The 17,197-nt window shown below is 52.1% G+C and carries 27 protein-coding genes and 1 tRNA gene; 18 read left to right on the top strand and 10 right to left on the bottom strand.

Annotation, left to right across the window (positions count from 1 at the left end):
• The first annotated feature begins 44 nt into the window (after positions 1-44).
• The 9 genes from V9K92_RS10365 (at position 45) to V9K92_RS10325 (ending at position 4,788) form a co-directional block, all read left to right on the top strand.
• The gene (locus tag V9K92_RS10365) at positions 45-503 is read left to right on the top strand and encodes a hypothetical protein (RefSeq protein WP_337353910.1); all 459 of its coding nucleotides are present in this window, start codon (positions 45-47) and stop codon (positions 501-503) included.
• Positions 496-1,170 carry an SOS response-associated peptidase gene (locus tag V9K92_RS10360; RefSeq protein ID WP_337353909.1) on the top strand — a complete coding sequence of 225 codons (675 nt, stop codon included), beginning with the start codon at positions 496-498 and terminating at the stop codon, positions 1,168-1,170. Before V9K92_RS10365 ends, V9K92_RS10360 begins: the two co-directional genes overlap by 8 nt.
• A gap of 11 nt (positions 1,171-1,181) precedes the next feature.
• The gene (locus V9K92_RS10355; RefSeq protein WP_337353908.1) at positions 1,182-1,535 is read left to right on the top strand and encodes a hypothetical protein; all 354 of its coding nucleotides are present in this window, start codon (positions 1,182-1,184) and stop codon (positions 1,533-1,535) included.
• A complete protein-coding gene (locus V9K92_RS10350; RefSeq protein WP_337353907.1) occupies positions 1,532-1,774 on the top strand; it encodes a hypothetical protein in 243 nt (80 codons plus the stop codon). The genes V9K92_RS10355 and V9K92_RS10350 overlap by 4 nt, the downstream gene beginning before the upstream one ends.
• Complete coding sequence (locus tag V9K92_RS10345) at positions 1,767-2,120, top strand: immunity 53 family protein (RefSeq protein WP_337353906.1); 354 nt, start codon at positions 1,767-1,769, stop codon at positions 2,118-2,120. The genes V9K92_RS10350 and V9K92_RS10345 overlap by 8 nt, the downstream gene beginning before the upstream one ends.
• A gap of 177 nt (positions 2,121-2,297) precedes the next feature.
• Positions 2,298-2,597 (top strand): hypothetical protein, encoded by a 300-nt coding sequence (locus V9K92_RS10340; RefSeq protein ID WP_337353905.1) that lies wholly within the window; start codon positions 2,298-2,300, stop codon positions 2,595-2,597.
• A gap of 72 nt (positions 2,598-2,669) precedes the next feature.
• Complete coding sequence (locus V9K92_RS10335) at positions 2,670-2,951, top strand: DUF982 domain-containing protein (RefSeq protein WP_337353904.1); 282 nt, start codon at positions 2,670-2,672, stop codon at positions 2,949-2,951.
• 185 nt (positions 2,952-3,136) lie between these two features.
• Positions 3,137-4,321 (top strand): calcium-binding protein, encoded by a 1,185-nt coding sequence (locus V9K92_RS10330; RefSeq protein ID WP_337353903.1) that lies wholly within the window; start codon positions 3,137-3,139, stop codon positions 4,319-4,321.
• Positions 4,322-4,557: 236 nt separating this feature from the next.
• A complete protein-coding gene (locus V9K92_RS10325; protein ID WP_337353902.1) occupies positions 4,558-4,788 on the top strand; it encodes a hypothetical protein in 231 nt (76 codons plus the stop codon).
• Between the two features lie 78 nt (positions 4,789-4,866).
• Here the strand turns inward: V9K92_RS10325 and V9K92_RS10320 are convergent, their stop codons facing one another.
• From V9K92_RS10320 to V9K92_RS10310, 3 genes are all read right to left on the bottom strand, one after another.
• Positions 4,867-5,175 (bottom strand): hypothetical protein, encoded by a 309-nt coding sequence (locus V9K92_RS10320; RefSeq protein WP_337353901.1) that lies wholly within the window; start codon positions 5,173-5,175, stop codon positions 4,867-4,869.
• Between the two features lie 96 nt (positions 5,176-5,271).
• Entirely contained in the window at positions 5,272-5,565 is a 294-nt protein-coding gene (locus tag V9K92_RS10315; protein WP_337353900.1) for a hypothetical protein, read from the bottom strand.
• Positions 5,562-6,533 (bottom strand): glycoside hydrolase family 19 protein, encoded by a 972-nt coding sequence (locus V9K92_RS10310; RefSeq protein ID WP_337353899.1) that lies wholly within the window; start codon positions 6,531-6,533, stop codon positions 5,562-5,564. The genes V9K92_RS10315 and V9K92_RS10310 overlap by 4 nt, the downstream gene beginning before the upstream one ends.
• A 91-nt stretch (positions 6,534-6,624) precedes the next feature.
• On the opposite strand from V9K92_RS10310, the gene V9K92_RS10305 reads away from it, so the two are divergent.
• Positions 6,625-7,575 carry a class I SAM-dependent methyltransferase gene (locus V9K92_RS10305; protein ID WP_337353898.1) on the top strand — a complete coding sequence of 317 codons (951 nt, stop codon included), beginning with the start codon at positions 6,625-6,627 and terminating at the stop codon, positions 7,573-7,575.
• Between the two features lie 24 nt (positions 7,576-7,599).
• Here the strand turns inward: V9K92_RS10305 and V9K92_RS10300 are convergent, their stop codons facing one another.
• Positions 7,600-9,594 carry a hypothetical protein gene (locus V9K92_RS10300; RefSeq protein WP_337353897.1) on the bottom strand — a complete coding sequence of 665 codons (1,995 nt, stop codon included), beginning with the start codon at positions 9,592-9,594 and terminating at the stop codon, positions 7,600-7,602.
• The gene (locus tag V9K92_RS10295; RefSeq protein WP_337353896.1) at positions 9,587-9,829 is read right to left on the bottom strand and encodes a hypothetical protein; all 243 of its coding nucleotides are present in this window, start codon (positions 9,827-9,829) and stop codon (positions 9,587-9,589) included. Before V9K92_RS10295 ends, V9K92_RS10300 begins: the two co-directional genes overlap by 8 nt.
• Before the next feature lie 159 nt (positions 9,830-9,988).
• On the opposite strand from V9K92_RS10295, the gene V9K92_RS10290 reads away from it, so the two are divergent.
• From V9K92_RS10290 to V9K92_RS10260, 7 genes are read left to right on the top strand one after another with little or no spacing between them, the layout of a single operon-like run.
• Positions 9,989-10,399, top strand: a complete 411-nt coding sequence (locus V9K92_RS10290; RefSeq protein WP_337353895.1) for a DUF1643 domain-containing protein — start codon at positions 9,989-9,991, stop codon at positions 10,397-10,399.
• Positions 10,396-11,229: a hypothetical protein gene (locus V9K92_RS10285; protein ID WP_337353894.1), complete on the top strand. Its 834-nt coding sequence runs from the start codon at positions 10,396-10,398 to the stop codon at positions 11,227-11,229. Before V9K92_RS10290 ends, V9K92_RS10285 begins: the two co-directional genes overlap by 4 nt.
• Complete coding sequence (locus V9K92_RS10280) at positions 11,226-11,717, top strand: 5' nucleotidase, NT5C type (RefSeq protein ID WP_337353893.1); 492 nt, start codon at positions 11,226-11,228, stop codon at positions 11,715-11,717. Before V9K92_RS10285 ends, V9K92_RS10280 begins: the two co-directional genes overlap by 4 nt.
• Complete coding sequence (locus tag V9K92_RS10275; protein ID WP_337353892.1) at positions 11,714-12,091, top strand: hypothetical protein; 378 nt, start codon at positions 11,714-11,716, stop codon at positions 12,089-12,091. The genes V9K92_RS10280 and V9K92_RS10275 overlap by 4 nt, the downstream gene beginning before the upstream one ends.
• Entirely contained in the window at positions 12,088-12,312 is a 225-nt protein-coding gene (locus V9K92_RS10270; RefSeq protein ID WP_337353891.1) for a hypothetical protein, read from the top strand. Before V9K92_RS10275 ends, V9K92_RS10270 begins: the two co-directional genes overlap by 4 nt.
• A gap of 4 nt (positions 12,313-12,316) precedes the next feature.
• Positions 12,317-12,511, top strand: a complete 195-nt coding sequence (locus tag V9K92_RS10265) for a hypothetical protein (protein WP_337353890.1) — start codon at positions 12,317-12,319, stop codon at positions 12,509-12,511.
• The gene (locus V9K92_RS10260; protein WP_337353889.1) at positions 12,511-12,732 is read left to right on the top strand and encodes a hypothetical protein; all 222 of its coding nucleotides are present in this window, start codon (positions 12,511-12,513) and stop codon (positions 12,730-12,732) included. The genes V9K92_RS10265 and V9K92_RS10260 overlap by 1 nt, the downstream gene beginning before the upstream one ends.
• On the opposite strand, the gene V9K92_RS10255 is transcribed toward V9K92_RS10260, so the two are convergent.
• The 4 genes from V9K92_RS10255 to V9K92_RS10240 all read right to left on the bottom strand — a co-directional run bounded on the left by V9K92_RS10255 (position 12,695) and on the right by V9K92_RS10240 (position 16,070).
• Positions 12,695-14,053, bottom strand: coding sequence for a DUF6538 domain-containing protein (locus V9K92_RS10255; RefSeq protein WP_337353888.1), 1,359 nt, complete (start codon positions 14,051-14,053; stop codon positions 12,695-12,697). The two genes, V9K92_RS10260 and V9K92_RS10255, sit on opposite strands and share 38 nt — an antisense overlap.
• A gap of 135 nt (positions 14,054-14,188) precedes the next feature.
• A tRNA-Leu gene (locus tag V9K92_RS10250) sits at positions 14,189-14,271 on the bottom strand.
• A gap of 120 nt (positions 14,272-14,391) precedes the next feature.
• The gene (locus tag V9K92_RS10245; RefSeq protein ID WP_337353887.1) at positions 14,392-14,964 is read right to left on the bottom strand and encodes a GDYXXLXY domain-containing protein; all 573 of its coding nucleotides are present in this window, start codon (positions 14,962-14,964) and stop codon (positions 14,392-14,394) included.
• Complete coding sequence (locus tag V9K92_RS10240; protein ID WP_337353886.1) at positions 14,964-16,070, bottom strand: DUF2157 domain-containing protein; 1,107 nt, start codon at positions 16,068-16,070, stop codon at positions 14,964-14,966. Before V9K92_RS10240 ends, V9K92_RS10245 begins: the two co-directional genes overlap by 1 nt.
• 251 nt (positions 16,071-16,321) lie before the next feature.
• On the opposite strand from V9K92_RS10240, the gene V9K92_RS10235 reads away from it, so the two are divergent.
• Positions 16,322-16,468 carry a DUF1127 domain-containing protein gene (locus V9K92_RS10235; protein WP_081497128.1) on the top strand — a complete coding sequence of 49 codons (147 nt, stop codon included), beginning with the start codon at positions 16,322-16,324 and terminating at the stop codon, positions 16,466-16,468.
• A 150-nt stretch (positions 16,469-16,618) separates the two neighbouring features.
• Here the strand turns inward: V9K92_RS10235 and V9K92_RS10230 are convergent, their stop codons facing one another.
• Positions 16,619-17,185: a hypothetical protein gene (locus V9K92_RS10230; RefSeq protein WP_337353885.1), complete on the bottom strand. Its 567-nt coding sequence runs from the start codon at positions 17,183-17,185 to the stop codon at positions 16,619-16,621.
• Between the last annotated feature and the right edge of the window lie 12 nt (positions 17,186-17,197).

Genomic DNA, 17,197 nt, shown 5'->3' with positions numbered 1-17,197 from the left:
AACATAATCCCAAACCGTCAAGATCAATGATGCCGCAGGACGCAATGAAAATACGATGGAAGCCGACTTGCATCGGTGGCGAAGTGAAGCCAGACGATTTCTGCGCGTACCTATTGGGCGTGAGTGTCGGACGTGTCTACGGCCAGTACCAAGCCGGAATGACCTTGGTTTGGAACTGGAGCTTTTGGTGCGGAAACCCGGAGTTTATGAGAGCAAGTTCCGGAGCCGAACAGACTAGCCAAGCTGCATCAGAGCAGTTGCGGCAACGGATTAAACTCTATCTTGCGACACCAGTTGAGGATGGCGGCGGGAAAGGACTCGAGCCGGAAGAGATGCGGCCAAGCGAATCTTCGGATAGGCTTCGCTGGATGAAGGCAAACCGGCCGGAAGAGTTCTGGAAGCGGATCGAGGATATTAGAGCTGGCAGAGTTGACCGGAATTACAATCGGTGGATTGATGACAAGTCACCGCTGCACGCTCTGACCGAGGATGACTATGTGTAACCTCTACAAAATATCGACTGGCTTTGATGCGGTCCGAAATCTCTTCAATGGGATCGGAAACAGAACAAATATCACAGATTTCAACATCGACATTTACCCAGACTATCCAGCGCCGGTCGCGCGCAAGGATGAAAATGGCGAGCTTGAAGTGTCAATGCTGCGTTGGGGCATGCCAACACCTCCGGCCTTTATCAAAGGCGAAGTTGATTATGGCGTGACCAATATCCGCAATGTGAAATCTCCGCACTGGAGGCGATGGCTGGGGCCAGAAAGCCGCTGCATCGTTCCGGCGACAAGCTTTTCGGAATATGGTCAGGTGCGCGATCCGGAAACGAAGAAACTCCCGCTGTACTGGTTTGCCCTCAATGAAGAGCAGCCATTGTTTTGGTTTGCTGGCATCTGGACGCCTTGGTTCAGCATGCGAAAGAAGAAGGAAGGGCCTGTCCAGGCTGACATCTTCGCATTCCTCACATGCGAACCCAATGCGATAGTCGCGCCAATCCATCCCAAGGCAATGCCGGTCATTCTCAGAACCAGCGAAGAGCTCGATATTTGGATGAATGCTCCGGCCGAGGAAGCGCTTCAGTTGCAACGGCCGCTGCCGGACAATGATTTGATTGTTCTAGCCCCGCCAAAGAAGATCGAAGAAGAGCCGCTTTTGCTTTAGAAGGGATTGTCATGCCTTGGAAAGTCAGATTTCGCGGGAAAACCTACAATCTCGAGAGCTATTTCGATGAAGACTACATGGGAGAAGTCGAAGCGAACATGACTGACGTTGAGGAACTGTCCGGTTCATTCAATGTCGCCTCACACGGCGAGGAAATCGTAGAGAATATTACTATCGCAGAGTCTGCCGATCCTACCGAGTTTCCTTTTGAGGCTGTAAAAGCCAATCATCCTGAACTAGGCGAGATTTACATTTTCACTGGCGTGCCGGATGAAACCGAGGGTGAGTTACACGTTCTCTATTCCAATGCGGCTGCACACGATGCCGTGTACAACGAGACAGCATTTGAGGGCGATGGCACATGATCATCATTGCTCCAAAGCTGGAAGGCCGTTATCCGGAAAGAGAAATCGACTGTCAAATGGCGATCGAAGATGCGCTGTTGAAGATATTGGGAGATGCGAACACCTTGGGATGGACAAAAGCCGAGGTTTTAACGGCTATGATTGCCGTGGCTGACAATACTGCCCTCGCCCTTGATGCAACTGTGGCCGAGTCCGTGAGAACACATATGTCGAAATTAATGAAGAAGCCTGATGTCTGAGCAGTTGAATGCGACCGCCAAAAGAGCCATTCCCGATGGGACTGAACTAGCAAAGCTGCAAGCTTGGTACAAAAGCCATTGCGATGGCGAGTGGGAACACCATCAGGCAATAAAGATCAGCACGCTGGATAATCCCGGGTGGCACGTACAAATAGACCTTCGGTCTACCTCATTGGTAGATGAATATCATCGATTTGAGCCAAAAAAAGTTGACTACGAACATGAAACCAACTGGTACACGTTCAATATCGAAAATGATATTTTCACAGCCGCTGGCGGCCCTGAAACTCTTTTGGAAATTCTCAGAGAGTTTCTAGATTTCGCGGAACCTAACTCAAATGTCTGAGACACCGCCCTCGCCTAAGCCAGAATACCCCGCTCATATGGAGTCCGCACCTGCCGGGTTGTTCGTGCATTGGTGCGATCATAAAGACTGCAAGGCGTGGGGTAGCTTTGGTTTTACTGGCAGATACGGGATAAGCTGGTACTGCGGCGAGCATAAGAGTGAAGGAAAGGTCAGATAATGAAAAAAGCCAGCCCCCAACTTGAGGCGTTCATAGATGAAACTATCAGAATATCAGCGGAGAAAGGTTATCATCCTACCGAGTTCATAAGAATGCGGAGGGATTACGATACCATCCCGGCAATCACTAGATTGGTAATCAGTGGAGAGATACAAAGCGGTTTTAAGCGATTAGATGCGTTGGGTTTGCTAGACTACACCATAGAAGCGGCTGTTCTTAAATTCCCGGAAGAGTTTAGCAAAGACGCTAGAGAGTGCGCTGAATATCGGCTCGAGCGCTTAAAATTGAAGGATGACTGATTGCGGAACTGAATCGCGGCAAGAGTCGTTCACCGACTCATGGAAGATAAACCCTTCAAAGAAGTAACTGTGATGACCCGCCAACTCGGCAAGATGAAGGTTATCACCTCAATCATGCAGGCGGCAGAGTTCATTGTGAATGAGTGGCCGGGCGAAGAGACCGAAAGGCTTGATATCGCCAAGCATGCGTTGCTGGAATGTTATGACGGGAAGCTGTCACCCGGCGTTGCGCGCATGGCTTTCATTGAAGCTGCGAAGGAAGCTGACATATACGTCGAGGCGGTTGGCCGTCCGGTATCAACTGGCAAGCTGGAACGTTGGGGAAAGCGAAAACCTGCGCGGCGCAGGGCTTAGCAGGGCAAGCGATTTCGATTTCTGTAAGCATGGGAGGCACCCTGATTTGAGGATGCGCAACGAAAGCATTGTTCACTACAATTGTTAAGGATAGTGCCGATTGTTCACAGTTATCGCTAACTTTATTGGTTACTAGTAATGAAATATGGTGCAGGAAAGTTTAACCAGATGGCAAAAGGTGAAGCATGGCAGACATACGGCTGACTGAGGGCGCAGATAGTTGGATTGGCACAGGTGCTGATGAAACTGTTTTTGGTCTAGGGGGCGATGACACGATTCATGGAAATGGAGGCAATGACACGATCTACGGCGGCGATGGCAAAGATCAGATGGACGGCGACGAGGGCGATGACACGTTCTATGGCGGCGATGACCACGACGCATTCTATGGCCATACAGGAAATGACGTGTTCTATGGCGACGAGGGCGATGATGGAGTCTGGGCTGGCTCTGGCAATGACACAATCTATGGCGGTGTGGGTGAAGACGGACTCTATGGCGACGAGGGCGATGACACGATTGATGGCGGCGCGGGCGAAGACAAACTCTATGGCGGCGCGGGCAATGACACCTTTTACGTAGACAATGCCGGTGACCAGATTATCGAGGCCAATGCAACCGGTATCGATAGGGTACTAAGCTTGGTATCTTTTGCTGCGGGCGCACAACACATCGAGAATATCACGCTTACCGGTGCCGCTAACATCAATGCTACCGGCAATGCACTTGCCAATATACTAACTGGAAACGCCGGTAACAATGCGCTCGATGGTGGCGCCGGTGCCGATAGCATGAGTGGTGGAGCTGGTGCCGACAAATACTATGTCGACAACGTCAACGACCGTGTTTACGAAGGAAACGTCGCTGGGGTCGATGTTGTGTCCAGTTCAGTGTCCTTCGCTATGGGCGGTCAACACATCGAGAATATCCTTCTCACCGGCTCAGCCAGCGTCAATGCCACTGGCAATGCATTAAACAACTATCTAGTCGGAAATTCTGGTGCCAATATCATCAGCGGCGGTACCGGAAATGATCTTCTGACTGGTGGTGGTGGACGCGACGCTTTCGTCTTTAACACAGCGCCAAACAGCACTACCAACCGTGATACAATCACCGACTTCAATGTCGCCGCTGATACGGTCTGGATGGACAATGCTGCATTCGCAGTCCTTGGTGCCAATGGCACGCTCGCAGCTGGCGCTTTCCACATCGGAGCAGGCGCTGCAGATGCAAGTGACCGTATCATCTACAACTCATCCTCTGGCGCTCTATACTACGATGCCGATGGATCGGGTTCAGGTGCGGCAGTGCAATTTGCCACTTTGGGCAACGGTCTTGCCCTGACCAATGCGGATTTCCTCGTGATCTGACACACGGACAATCGAAAAAGCCCCGGCATCCGCAAGGACACCGGGGCTGATTTATTGGATGGCAGTCTATAGCTCAGTATGTGCATTTATTGCACTTACTCCATCCCTTCGAAGGTCGGCGGCTGAAACACTGTCAGTGACACGCTCGGCATAGTTCATTCGAACAGGTAGCTTCGGGAAGCATAAGTCTCAATTATCAGTCATTCCGAGAAGGGAAAGATTGCTAGGAGACTGACGTGGAGCCTCAAACGCCCGAAGAACGCGCACAGATAATAGCCGAAAAGAAATACAACTTGAGGCGTTACATGATGGCGATTTTCGCGACGGCCATATTGGGATTTTTGATTGGAGGAATTGAAAATGGCCTCGATATCGCATTGCAGCTGATCATGGCCGGAGGCCTCTTTCAGATTTTCTTATTCTTTGCGGGCGCACTGCTAAACCGACAAGATCATGGCGGCGATTGAACCGTTTTCGCTCGCGTTCTATCCGTTCCATCTGATCCAATACCGGCATGTTAAAACCGCATTTATTGAAGAGCCCAATCACTTTTGTGGGTTTCCCCGTGGCGCTTGAGTGCTATCCACGTAACGCGCCACCCGATCAATATTAATTGCCATATTCTGGAGTGTGACTTCCATACGGGTCATGCGATCCCGAACGTCACCGTTCTGAGTTTCCAGCCGCTCGATCCGAGTTTCTAGCTTGGTGACATCGATCTTTGTCCGGTCCACCCCTTCGCGAATGACTGCGTATGAGAGGGTAATACCCACAACGACGGTCAGAATCGTGAGTATATTCCCCAGGCTCATTTTCATTTCTATGCTCATTCCCATCATCTGCCGGTCAATCATTTCCAGCATCCTTGTCTTTGGCCGTTCTGATCGTTGCCCTCGATGCGTTCTGCACCTGGGCGATCCAGTTGGATCACCGCAACAGTGGCAGCCGGATTAAGGTTTGCTTTCCGGAAGCCCGCGCAACTGCTCGCAGGCATCGACGGGCATCCCGCGAGAACGCAGAGACTGAATACACAAATCAAAATCGCTAAGGGCCTGTAGTTTCGCATCGCTCTTGTTCCTGTCTCGCTCTGCTTGAGCATCGGATTGAAGTTGCTCCACAACGGCTTGCTGAGCGCCTTCTCGCTTGCCGTATAGGTATGAGGCGGACACAAGCACGAACGCTGCCAGCACCCAGATTAGAGCGGTTTTGATGGGTCTGGGGATAAGTGCGAGTAGAGCGGTCATGACTTAATTGCCTCCGCTGTGGCTTGCTGTTTCTTTCGATCTTGGTGACGGGCATACAACCCATAGCCAATGGCAGCAGCAGCAACTGCAACCACGATGACAATCAGGTTTTGCCAAGGAATGCCGCCGAACTTCTCAACGATTGTTCCAGCACCGGTAATACCGCCGCCGGTAAGGATAGGCACAACCACCTCTCTTGATTGGTACCAAGGCTTCTCGGGATTTCCGAGTTTGACAGGAACCTTGACTTCTTCGACTACAGGAGCCGACTGAACAGCTTTTGACTGCTCTGGCTTGTCAGTTAGCGCAACAAGCGCCTTGTGCATCTCCGACCTTGTGAGAGGCCCAGACAGCCCATCCGCAACCAAGCCGTGATCATTCTGGAACTTCGCCACCTCATTGACCGCGTATCCGAGCAGAACGAGTGCAGTTCTATTGTAATAATCGAGACGATCGTCATAGCCGTTCAACCCGCCATTAATCACCCGAGTAACGTTCTCGTTGTCTCCTCGATCAGCCAGGCGATTGATATTGCGCATATCCCAATACCAAAGGGCAGATACGGCAGACCATGGAGCGGTCGCTATAAGTTCAGGCTTGGCAACGAAGTCAGGAGGATTCATGCCTTGGCGCTTACACCAGCTATAAAATGACGTGACGTTTGCCCGGCCGGTAACTTGAAGAAGGCCATAGCCACGGTACTTGCTACCATCACCCTTCTGAGTATTGCCGAGGTCTTTACGGGCCTCGTAGCGCTTCTGTGCCGCTGTCGGCCCCCAGATTTCCTTATTGAACTTCAACCCGCCACTTTCGTGCATGATCTGGGGGACGAACTGTGCGAGGCGGTGAGGTTGGTCTAGGCCAATGCCAGCACCAAACTTGTCCAGCGCATCCACCAACGAAGCGGCATTCGTCGCATTCGGAGTCGCCTTCGCGATCCGACGCAGCATTTCTGCTGTCAGTTTCATGATGATTTTCCCAACTAGTGAATATTTGCTATGTCAGCGTTGTCTATTCCTCCAAATCCGATATGTGTGAGTGCACATTCGGGAGGAAGTAGTGGCCTATTCTGATTTTCTGGAAGCGTATGCGAAACTGAAAAGCGTTTCAGTCACTGAACTTGAAGAGATGGCGAAAACCCAATCCGCGATTAAGTATGTCTTGTCCAACAGGACGCGAGGCGCGGAATACATCGAGCGTATAAAGAAGCTATATACCAAGCCACTGAAAGGCGCATCGGTAATTGATATAGGCTGCGCTTATGGCGGGATTTGCATTGAGCTTGCGAAAGCTGGAGCAAAGACTGTCGGGATAGATGTCATTACAAGCTACATCAATTTGGCCCGATCCAATGCTAGCGGCGAAGTATCGTCTGAGTTTTTCCTGGGTGATTTCACCAACAAGAAAACTCTTCAAATGTTTGCCGGCAGGAAGTTCGACGTATTCATTGTCAACCATGTTCTCGAGCATATTTACGACACAGTGAGCTTACTCGAAAACATTTCTGCACTGGCAAGTGACGACGCCATCATCGTTTTTGACTTTCCAAACGGGCAATCAATTCAATCAGTGCGCGCTGAAGGCCATACTGGTTATTTTGCAGCGTCCCTGGTGGCTCCTGACTGCTGGTATATGTTCAATCCTCACAACAGAGCCAGAATTTACTACCGGAAATGGAAATACTTCACATCTCTCTTCGAGGACTTTGGATTCGGAACAGTCATCCGTGCAATGCCGACGCCACCAAAGGACAGGCGCGCCGCTCTGCTAGCTTTCATTGAAGAAATCGATGAAAAGAGGCTGACAGTTAAAGATGATATCAAACCGATCACAAATGAAGTCATTCTTCAGCATATTGAGGAGATACGTTTCGACTTAGAGAATGCTGATGACAAAGAGTTGGACAGCAAACACTTCTCTTACTTTTGGAAAGGTGCTGCCGCAAAGCGGAAAGACCTTATCCCGGAGAAGGCGTTAATCCGTCTTGAAGAAAGTGACTGGGGCAACTGAATACCCGCCCCAGCCAAAGCATCATTAGGTGATTTGTGCCAATTGATAGGCAACTCCGCCAACCGTGAGAGGCAAGCGATTTCGCGGTGTGAGCGATGTTGATCCAACCGACATTCCAGCATACTTTGGCGCAAAGTTGAGAAAACCGCTGCCAGCAGCGAGGAACGCATAAGCCACTACAGGCAGGTTTTTCATCGTGGTCACGAATGCGCTATCCACTCCACCACTAATTAAGCTTATCGGCCCCCAGCTATAACCGCCCTGATACTTGTAGCTCTGCCCGACAGTAAGCACGGCGGACGTTCCTGATACGATGGCGTGATATTGCTTGGTATTCCCACCTCCACCTTGTCGCATGTACGGATTGGCGGCCGTGACATAGCGGCCGTCTCCGGCTTCATAGCCACGGTTTACCCAGGCTGTAAGAAAACCATAGGTTGCGTGCTTCAATGAAATCGCCCAAGCAGTTGCGTATCCTGATTTAGGTCCAGAGTTTCCGGCAGTAGCAATGGGAATGCGTGTGGTCGGCTGGCCATTGTAGTAGATATAGTCAGTGTATCCTGTCGGTACTATCTGAGGGCCATTGTCAGTGATGACAGTTATGCTTTCCAACGCTTCAATCTCGGCAAAGAACTCGATGCTGCCCGGATTGATGATCGCCATGAAATGCTGCCGAACAACTGTTCTAGCCATGGACAAGGTGTTGTAGGCCTGAAGATCATTACTCCAGCGGACCACGATCCGTTCAGCAGCGCCGCTAAAGTTTTCGCCAAGCACGCGGCCATCGATCTCGCAAACCCATGCGCTCATTATTGCAGTAATGTTGCCACCTGCCGAACCATCAGAGCCGTGATTGCCACCGGTATAGATTTGAGGGGCGCCAGCATCGACCGGTGATCCGTTGGATTGCACAATGAGCGGAGGAAAGTAATCCGTGGATGTGGAGTTGATCGGAATCCAGTTTGCAGTTCCGGGATCGCCAAGGTCCGCAATCTCGTAAGATATGATGTTGAACAGCCCATTCTTACCGTTAGGCCCCATGGTCAGACGGAGCATTTGGGTTTCCCCATGCGACCACACCATTGTCATAACTTTGGTCGCTTTGATGGCGGTTATCGCGATACTGCCATATGCGCCACCAGCAGTTATCACCGCAGGGGTTTCAACCGGGAAATAGCAAGAAGGATCAATAATCCACGAGTAACTTGCCACAGCTGGGTTGCCTGAGCCGTTTAACGCCCATGGATTGGGCTCATCTGATTTTGTCCGATCGACTGTGAACTGCACACTCATGCCATCGACGCGTGTGGACTTTGCAGTATAGGTGACTATAGGGCCGGTTTCGATCGTCGGGCGTGGCGTGTCGCCCAATTCGATAATGGCAAATCCAGCGGCAACGCCCGTGTAATAGGTGGCTGCGTCATACTCATAGACGCGAATTTCATAGCCATAGGTGACGTTGCCGTTGCCATAATATTCGAGACGATACAGTTTTCCTGTGCGGGCACCCAACACCTTGATATCGAGCAAACCATTGACAGGCCGGAAGTTCGCAGCTGAGACAACGTTATTTCGCGGAACCGCCTTAAGCGGATAATCTTTACCCGCGTTCAGCATCAAGGCGTCTGGAGTAACCAACGGGCTGAGCCATACCCAGCCGATGGGAGCAGTTGTTTTCCAGCCGTAGACACCTGTACTTACAGGAACATTAACTCCGCCTGGCCCAGTATGACTTGTCGGGTCGTTCTCAACCGTTGCGCGCTGATTGGCCCGCACACCCGTGATGGCGTTCAATTGCGCCCATGTGGCAACAGCTATCACATCACCGGAAACTGACAGATTATCAACTTCGGTCTGCAAGGCATCAATATAGCCCTGCTGGTTCATCGTAGTGATATCTACAATGCTAACGAAATCACGGATTTCCTGCTTGGACGGCTTGTTTGGTCCGGTACCTGGAACACCATCAGTCACATAGTCACGGAAGGCTTTATTGCCCAACGTTAAAATCTCACCCATTGTATTTTCTCCATGACTGGAAACCCCGCAGGCGCAGGGATATCCACGACGTCAGTGTCAAAGGTTTCAGGTTACGGTTAAGGTCGCTGACTTGCTGGCGGGTGCGATCCGTTCCGAATTTTTCGTGAACCCGTGCGGCGATGCCGGAAGGCGACCACTTTTCGAAGTAGAGCTGCTCGACGAAGTCTTTCTCAGCTCGCGACCAAAGCGGTTTCTGATTGGCGAGTGCAGTCATGCGCGTTCACTCCGAGGCTTGAGAGGGACAACAGTTTGCTGCTTCGGCTCGGCATCATTTGCGGGGTACTCAGAGAGGTTTTGGTGAAGCGGCCATGGGAACTGTTCGATAGACCGGTCATCAAGGCCAAGACTCCAAAGTCGCGGAAGGCCGGTATGCATGCTCAATCCTAGCACCGCCGACAGCACCGCCAATGATCCGACAATCCTAACCTTGATCCACTTCGCCAAGGTTTGGGGCTATGGCGGGTTGCTTGTCGTCAATCTGCGGGCCTTCCGCACATCGAAGCCATCGGAAATGTATGCCGCATCCGATGCGGAAGGTCCGGACAACGACGATTTTATCCGCGCCGCGTTGCGTTATGCGCACGAGACAAAGAAACCCGCCCTCGCCGCTTGGGGCAATGCCAGCATTCCGGCGACCAGCTTCATACGTGAAGCTGAGATTTGGGGCGTTGATCTGATCTGCCTCGGCACCACGCTCGGCGGTCAACCCAAGCATCCGCTGGCCCGAGGCCATCACCGAATCCCCCGCGATCAAATGCCGGTTCTATGGAAGGTAGCAGCATGACTCCAGAGCAGAAGAAATTGGCGCGCCACGCGCTTGGCTTGCCAAACCGTAGCCGCCGCACCTACCGCAATCGCTTCGTGACCAACGCTGATCATCCAGAATGGTCAGCCATGGTGGTATCGGGATCGGCACGCATGCGCAGCGGCGACACACTCCCTTTCGGTGGCGACTCAATGTTCTGGCTAACCCTGGATGGTGCAAAAGCTGCGCTTGATAAAGGCGAAAAGCTTTGTCCCGAGGATTTTCCGGTTGTGGTGGATCGTCCATTGCTTTTCAGCGGCCAGATGATCCGGGCATCGCTCGACGATCTGAAAACAATGACGCGTCGGCTTGAAAATAGCCCGCTGGCCAAAGCAAAGATGGGTGACCGCCTTTGGTTTCGCGAGAGAACCATGTGCATTGCTGTAAGAGACGGTGAAATAAAGGTTCGATATGAAGCGGATAATCACGAACCAGATATTTGGTTTCCGCTGCCGGACCGTCTCAAGTTCCGGCCGGAAACAGGGCAGCGCCTTTCGATGGGATGCTATCGCGAAACCTCACGCATTACTGCGATAGTGCAAAATAAGACTTTTGAGAAACTTCAGCAAATCACCGAGGAAGATGCGCGGGCGGAAGGATGCTTTGTCGGCAAGGTGACAGGCCGAGTATTCGCCAGCTGTACCAGCATGCGCCTTGGGGGCGATGAATGGAGCTGCGCACGAGATTGGTATGCCGATCTTTGGGACAGCTTGAACGCAAAACGCGGGCACGGATGGGACACCAACCCTACCGTAGTGGCGGTTCGATATCAGGTCATTAAACTGAACATTGACATGGTGGCAGCATGAACACGCCCCGCCTGTACCTCGACCTTGACGGCGTGATGGCTGATTTCAATCATCATTTTCCGGCGACCTTCAACCTAGATCATCGCCAGCTGGCATCCAAGGAGATTTGGGCAAAGATAAACGCGCATCCGAGCTATTTCCTCGACATGCCGCCATGCCTTGGCGCGCTCGATTTCTTTCAGTCCATCGAGCGGCTCAATCCGATAGTTCTCACGGCCTGTTCAAAGGACAATTTCGAGAACGTCGCGCGCCAGAAGCGGGCTTGGGTTCGGAAGCATTTGTCGAAGACTATTACAATCCTGCCAGTGCATGGCAGTCGCTTCAAACCAATGTTCATGCACGCCCCCGGCGACATCCTGATTGATGATTACGAGAGCAATATCACTGGCTGGAATGCCGAGGGCGGCATTGGAATTCATCACGTCGATTTTCCCTCAACAGAAATGGCCCTTGTCGAAGCGCTGCAAAATTGGAGTCCAAGATCATGACCAATTTCGTGGACACGTTGACAGAATTTGAAAAAAACCACCCCGACCTTTACTGGAGCGTCGGCAAAGGAAAGCTGACGGAAAACGAGCCATTGTATGGCGCGATAATCTATTTAGGGGACACAGAGATCGGGAACGGTGAGAGCGATGTCAACATCGAATCGGCATTCAACGCGGCTTTTGATAGCGCCGGACTGCAACGCCGTCGCCAAACCGCTCAACCATCGGGCCTGTGCAATGCAGAAGACTGGGAAAATGCATGTCATGAACTGTTTTGGGAAACTGGGAACGTCCATCAGTTCGAGTTAATCCAGAAACTTGCTGAGGCAAATGCCAAAGAGCGCGCCGTCCTGAAATCGGAGACAACCCGATGAACGCCGCCGAAAAACACAACGCGCTTGCACGTGAATTTGTTCTCAAGGTCGCATCGGAAACAAACAGCTACTCCGAAATGATGGTTGTTATTGAAACCATTATTCTTAGCGCCATGCTTCTGCTTTCAAAGCGCGACCATTTTCCGCCGCATGGTGCCGTGGAAATGGTGGAAATGAGCGTCCAACAGGCAACAGAACGCTTCTCAAAGCTGGAAGGGTGATGCCATGACGATGCAAGAATTCGTAGACCGATTTGTTGCGAGAATGCTGGCCGTAGCCGGCCCTACATTCGACGATGGTTCGAGCATCCAGCAGTACGCGAAAGACACAGCGCCCTCCTATTTTGATGAATACGTCAACGATCCTCTGGAAACACCAGAAGTATGCGCCGATTCCGACATGAGCTATTGGGGCGAGTAATGGCTCACGTTAACCCGCCCACAATCACCGCCGCTAAGATCGAGGAATGTCTCGATAAGCTGGCATTTTTCATGAACAGGTCAAAAGACCCGAGCGCATACCTTCCGATCTGGAAGCGACTGGAAAACGAACTCGCCATGCGCCGCGATGTTGACGACATGCTGGCCGTCGCCCGCGCCCGCCTCAAACAATCGAAGCATCAAACGGGAGCGCGATCTTAAGCAGCTGATCGCGCTTCCATTCCATTGAGCCGCCAGAACCATATTCGGGCCGGTCAATCGTGTGCCCCATTAGAATACGCCGCAAGTCATCATGCAAATTTGCATCTTTCATTCGATCTTCGAATGAGTGTCGAAGCGAATAAACCTTATGCTTTGGCGTGGGACAGAGCTTGTTTTCCCGAAAATACTTGTTCAGCGCGGTCGACATGGAATGTTCTTTGTTCCAGTAGCGCGGGAACCCGTTCGGATGCTTCTTAAAAACCTCAAGCGCAACCCCTACCAACGGCACCTCACGGATAGAGGATACCGTTTTAATTTCGCGCGGATCGTCCGGATCGTCGCGTGGCTTGATTTTAAGGTGCGGAATAGGATCATTCAAACAGATAGAGTCAGGCGTAAGGTTGCATATCTCGCTCGGCCTCGCGCCCGTTTCGATCAGAGCAAGGATCACGCCGCGCCCCTCACTGTTCATGGATGCGAGCGCGCCAGGAACAAGTATTTTTTCCTTGATCCATTGGACGGAAAACGGCGGGCGGGTCTTTTTCTTCTTTTCACTAAATGACAGACCATCGAAAGGATTGGCCCGATTTCTCTCACCCATGTAGTTGAAATAGGCGCTGTAGAGGACGCGCATGTTTCCAACGTCTCTGTTGCCGGATGAGGCCGAGTGCGTTGCACGGCCCGTTTTCGGCGCAATGCGCGCCATCCAAAGATCGTAAATCTCTTGCGCATCGTGGCGGGTGATATCCGTCATTGCCTTGTCGCCAATAAGCTCGATGAAGTTGTTGACGGCGCGCTGCTTGACCTTTTTCCATTGATACTTTTGCGGCTTACTTTTCCCACGGATTTCATCCGGAACGATCTTATCGCAATAGATTTGGAAGGCTTCTGATACTTTCGTTTTGGGCTGGGCCACGACGCCCAGTACTGCTGTCTCGACAGCCGGTTGCGAACGTTCGCTCAATGCATCAAATCGCCGGACAATCTCGGAAATTGACTCGTCCCGCGCCAAGTCGCCCGCTGGCTTGTATGAGAACCCGAAAGCCTGCGCCCGCTTCATAGCAGCCGTGTACTGTTTTTGAGCAAGCGCATGCTCGCTGCCACTCAACAGAGAAGCCCAATACTCATTGTCCGCCAACTCAAGCGCATCACGTTTTATGCGTGCCATCGCAACGTCATCGGTTTTTAAAGCAATCCGAACATGTGGTGCCCTGTCATCCAAGTCCGCCACTTCTATCGGCACGCGGCGCTTGTAATAAAAGTTCCCTGCCCGCTGCTGAAGGAAGCGGTCATAGTTGGTTTTCTCGCGTTTTCTCGTCAAGAATGTATCCCGTTCAATTCGGCGTGTGGCGCATTATGTGGCGTGAAATGTGGCACATAATCGGGATAGCTTGCAATAGGCGCTATTTCTAACGGTAAATTATGCAGTGTTTACAATAACTTAGTGAAAAGTAAGTGGTGCGGATAGAGGGACTCGAACCCCCACGGTCTCCCGCCAGAACCTAAATCTGGTGCGTCTACCAATTTCGCCATATCCGCATCCGAGGCACGTAGCCGAACCTCAAGCGCGGGTCTCTATAGCACCGTCTTTCTGAGGGTCAAAGGAAAAAGCCGGGTAATCGACACTATTATTTCAAACCCGTAATTTCCCACCTATTTCTAATAGAGGGGTTCCTCGTACAGAACCTTTCCTTCACTCCTTAAAGCCCGTATCTGGGCGTCTCCCTCATTCGATACGGCAATAACGACATCGATCTTTCTCTCGCGCTGCTGTTCTTCGATTGCCAGGCCCTGACCTTCCGGAACGTAATAGCGCTCAATGCCATAATCGACATGATAGGTGTTGTCGGAGGCAAAATAAGCGTAGTTTGGCGTACGTCCCCGAAGCTGCACTTCATCGGGCTTCAGGTCAGTGCGGGCCTGCCACGAAGCACTTGCAAAGTTCCAACGCTCATCTGCCCCTTTGACCAGTGTGACATAGACGTCAATGAGGCCCTTCGCCTCCGGGCGCGTGCCGGATATCTTGTCGATGCTGACATTGGAGATATCATAGGAGAGGATCACATAGTCTCCGCGCAGGAAATCCCGGGGATCAATGGGCTGGCTTAGCAGGATCACGTCTTTGCCGCTCCGCAGGATGGATGCGCGCTGCTCAACCATTGCGTATAAAGCGCCCGATTGCAGCAAGGCGACGATAATACCCAGCCAGATAATGCGCTTGCCAGTGAACATCAGGCGGCTCCTTCCGCTTGCGCAATCTTCTTTTGCAGCCGCCGCTCCATGCGCACAACAAAGGCGGCCAGCAGCAATACCAGCACGCCCGCACTCAAGAAGAAGCTCGCGGTTCCGATGAGAGTCCCTATCGTCTTGAATGCCAGATAAAGCACTTCGAGCGAAAATACGGTGTAAGACATCCATCTGACGGCAAGATTGCGATAACCGGAGAGAACCAGCCCGGCAATCGCACAGGCCAATATACCAAAGCCGATAATGACCTGATCGCTTACTTCACTATCGAAGCGATCAAACTGAAAATAGCTCAGCACCAGAAGAAGCATCAGAAACCCGTAAGCGCCGATTGCCTTGCTCCAGCCGGTGAGCCGTTGCAGCACTGCAGTCGACAGCGCATCGCCAAGAAAGAGCGCCCCGCCCGCCATAGCGGCGAGCCACAATATCCAATCACCGCTCAAATCATCATAAAGGGCGAAAACATAGGCCATCAGTACCAGCGCGATAAAATGGCGGGCGATCTGCGCCTTGGTATACCAGACAAGTCCCGCACTGATGAAAAGCAATACCGGCAGAAGCCAGCTATAGGTGTGCGAGTCATTGGTATCCAAAACCATGAAAAGGTAGAGCGCAGTTATCGCCACCCCGGTTGCGACCAACACAGGCGAGCGTAGCAAAAGCGCCGCAACCATTGTTCCCGCCGTCCAAAGCAACGCGGCTTCCGTTGCATCGCCCGATAAATGATACATCTGCCCGATGAGCGCTATACCGGCTCCAAAGGTGATTGCAGCAATCAGATAGAGCGCCTGACTAAAACGATTATCGCCGAGGCTCGCCCGCCATGCGCCGCCAACATAGCCGATCCATAGCACCACGATGATCATCACGACGCGAACAAGGCGCGGCATTACTTCCCAATTTGCCGCGACAAGCGAAATGATGGCAGCACCCAAGAGAACTGCGCCGAGCACCGCAAGAATCCCGCCAAGGCCAAAGCCGGACCGGGTTTTCTCTACGTCCTTGCGCAAAAGATCGGCTGTCACCTCGTCTATCAGACCTGCCTGCTGCCAGCGGGCAATGTGTTTTTTGATGCCGATCGAAAATGCCACGAAGTGCTCCTGAGTCGTACGGGGATTCAAATAACGCCAGCGGCAGGAAAAACGCAATTGTCACCGCATTGCCGAACTGATCGCGATTTTGACATTTGTGCGCCGCAGCAATTAAAATCGATTAATGATGCAATGCAACATATGCATAGCTGATCTGCAATCTTGTCTCTGCAAATTCTGCATGGGCTGCACTATCTTCAGTTCAACGATCAAGAGTGATCAACCGAACAACAACCGAAGTGGTGATTGAAATGAACCTTATCCGCTCTTACAGCAACTGGCGCCGTTATCGCGACACGGTTACTGAATTGAACCGTCTGTCGACCCGCGAACTTAGCGATCTGGGCATTGCCCGTTCGGACATTCCGTTCGTCGCCAAGAAGTCCGCAGTACGCTAATAGTTTGACGAATATCGCCGGGGCTTTACCTCCTCCCAAAGCCTCCCGCGATCAAAGCCCGGCACTCCTCCTCCCAGCCGGTCTTTATATAACGACACCCACCGCACCTCCTCCCGCGGTGGGTGTTGTTGTTTGTAGGATGCGCTGATATCAGCGCTGCCCGCCATAACCCCGCTCTTTCCATTCCGACAAACGCATCACATCTGGCGCCCCTCCTGCTGGTTCGTACCAGGAGTCGACGGCCCAGGATGTACCCGAGCGATCCCGCAACACTGCGGTGAAATGCGGATAGCGGCCATCGAGGAAACTCCCGCGTGAATCCCTGTTTCCCACTGTGTGGTGGCGCAACAGCCCGGCGCGCTGCAAATAGCTGAGGAAGCCGCCTGTATTGGCTGCCTCGTCGACGCAATCCATTTGCCCTCTCTCGCGCCCTTGGCCAAAATCCATTTTCGGGCGATCCTGGATACCGATTATTTGAGCGCTGCGACGCTCAAATATCTGCACAGCGCGCCGCACCGCAGCCCGCTCGGCTTGTGCCGACTTGCCTCCGCTCTTCATGATTGACGCGATTCTGCCGCGATCGGCAGGAGAAAGCGTCACACTGGTTTTGAACGTACAGCCATAGCCATGGCAAACGCTGAATGTTTGCGCATTGGCGTTTGATACGCATGCCCAGGCAATGGCAGCGGGCAAAATAAGAAAGGCATATCTCATCATGAGAGAATATAT

It is taken from the genome of Phyllobacterium sp. CCNWLW109, assembly GCF_037203905.1.
In the GTDB taxonomy this organism is placed as follows: domain Bacteria; phylum Pseudomonadota; class Alphaproteobacteria; order Rhizobiales; family Rhizobiaceae; genus Phyllobacterium; species Phyllobacterium ifriqiyense.
Note: the sequence above shows the minus strand (reverse complement) of the source record. Positions and strands in the feature narration are given on the sequence as shown.

Excerpts from the sequence above, each read along its gene's own strand:
- V9K92_RS10365 (WP_337353910.1), top strand. The coding sequence starts at position 45 with ATGAAAATACGATGGAAGCCGACTTGCATCGGTGGCGAAGTGAAGCCA.
- V9K92_RS10360 (WP_337353909.1), top strand. The coding sequence starts at position 496 with ATGTGTAACCTCTACAAAATATCGACTGGCTTTGATGCGGTCCGAAAT.
- V9K92_RS10355 (WP_337353908.1), top strand. The coding sequence starts at position 1,182 with ATGCCTTGGAAAGTCAGATTTCGCGGGAAAACCTACAATCTCGAGAGC.
- V9K92_RS10350 (WP_337353907.1), top strand. The coding sequence starts at position 1,532 with ATGATCATCATTGCTCCAAAGCTGGAAGGCCGTTATCCGGAAAGAGAA.
- V9K92_RS10345 (WP_337353906.1), top strand. The coding sequence starts at position 1,767 with ATGTCTGAGCAGTTGAATGCGACCGCCAAAAGAGCCATTCCCGATGGG.
- V9K92_RS10340 (WP_337353905.1), top strand. The coding sequence starts at position 2,298 with ATGAAAAAAGCCAGCCCCCAACTTGAGGCGTTCATAGATGAAACTATC.
- V9K92_RS10335 (WP_337353904.1), top strand. The coding sequence starts at position 2,670 with ATGACCCGCCAACTCGGCAAGATGAAGGTTATCACCTCAATCATGCAG.
- V9K92_RS10330 (WP_337353903.1), top strand. The coding sequence starts at position 3,137 with ATGGCAGACATACGGCTGACTGAGGGCGCAGATAGTTGGATTGGCACA.
- V9K92_RS10320 (WP_337353901.1), bottom strand. The coding sequence starts at position 5,175 with ATGATTGACCGGCAGATGATGGGAATGAGCATAGAAATGAAAATGAGC.
- V9K92_RS10315 (WP_337353900.1), bottom strand. The coding sequence starts at position 5,565 with ATGACCGCTCTACTCGCACTTATCCCCAGACCCATCAAAACCGCTCTA.
- V9K92_RS10310 (WP_337353899.1), bottom strand. The coding sequence starts at position 6,533 with ATGAAACTGACAGCAGAAATGCTGCGTCGGATCGCGAAGGCGACTCCG.
- V9K92_RS10300 (WP_337353897.1), bottom strand. The coding sequence starts at position 9,594 with ATGGGTGAGATTTTAACGTTGGGCAATAAAGCCTTCCGTGACTATGTG.
- V9K92_RS10295 (WP_337353896.1), bottom strand. The coding sequence starts at position 9,829 with ATGACTGCACTCGCCAATCAGAAACCGCTTTGGTCGCGAGCTGAGAAA.
- V9K92_RS10290 (WP_337353895.1), top strand. The coding sequence starts at position 9,989 with ATGCTCAATCCTAGCACCGCCGACAGCACCGCCAATGATCCGACAATC.
- V9K92_RS10285 (WP_337353894.1), top strand. The coding sequence starts at position 10,396 with ATGACTCCAGAGCAGAAGAAATTGGCGCGCCACGCGCTTGGCTTGCCA.
- V9K92_RS10280 (WP_337353893.1), top strand. The coding sequence starts at position 11,226 with ATGAACACGCCCCGCCTGTACCTCGACCTTGACGGCGTGATGGCTGAT.
- V9K92_RS10275 (WP_337353892.1), top strand. The coding sequence starts at position 11,714 with ATGACCAATTTCGTGGACACGTTGACAGAATTTGAAAAAAACCACCCC.
- V9K92_RS10270 (WP_337353891.1), top strand. The coding sequence starts at position 12,088 with ATGAACGCCGCCGAAAAACACAACGCGCTTGCACGTGAATTTGTTCTC.
- V9K92_RS10265 (WP_337353890.1), top strand. The coding sequence starts at position 12,317 with ATGACGATGCAAGAATTCGTAGACCGATTTGTTGCGAGAATGCTGGCC.
- V9K92_RS10260 (WP_337353889.1), top strand. The coding sequence starts at position 12,511 with ATGGCTCACGTTAACCCGCCCACAATCACCGCCGCTAAGATCGAGGAA.
- V9K92_RS10245 (WP_337353887.1), bottom strand. The coding sequence starts at position 14,964 with ATGTTCACTGGCAAGCGCATTATCTGGCTGGGTATTATCGTCGCCTTG.
- V9K92_RS10235 (WP_081497128.1), top strand. The coding sequence starts at position 16,322 with ATGAACCTTATCCGCTCTTACAGCAACTGGCGCCGTTATCGCGACACG.
- V9K92_RS10230 (WP_337353885.1), bottom strand. The coding sequence starts at position 17,185 with ATGATGAGATATGCCTTTCTTATTTTGCCCGCTGCCATTGCCTGGGCA.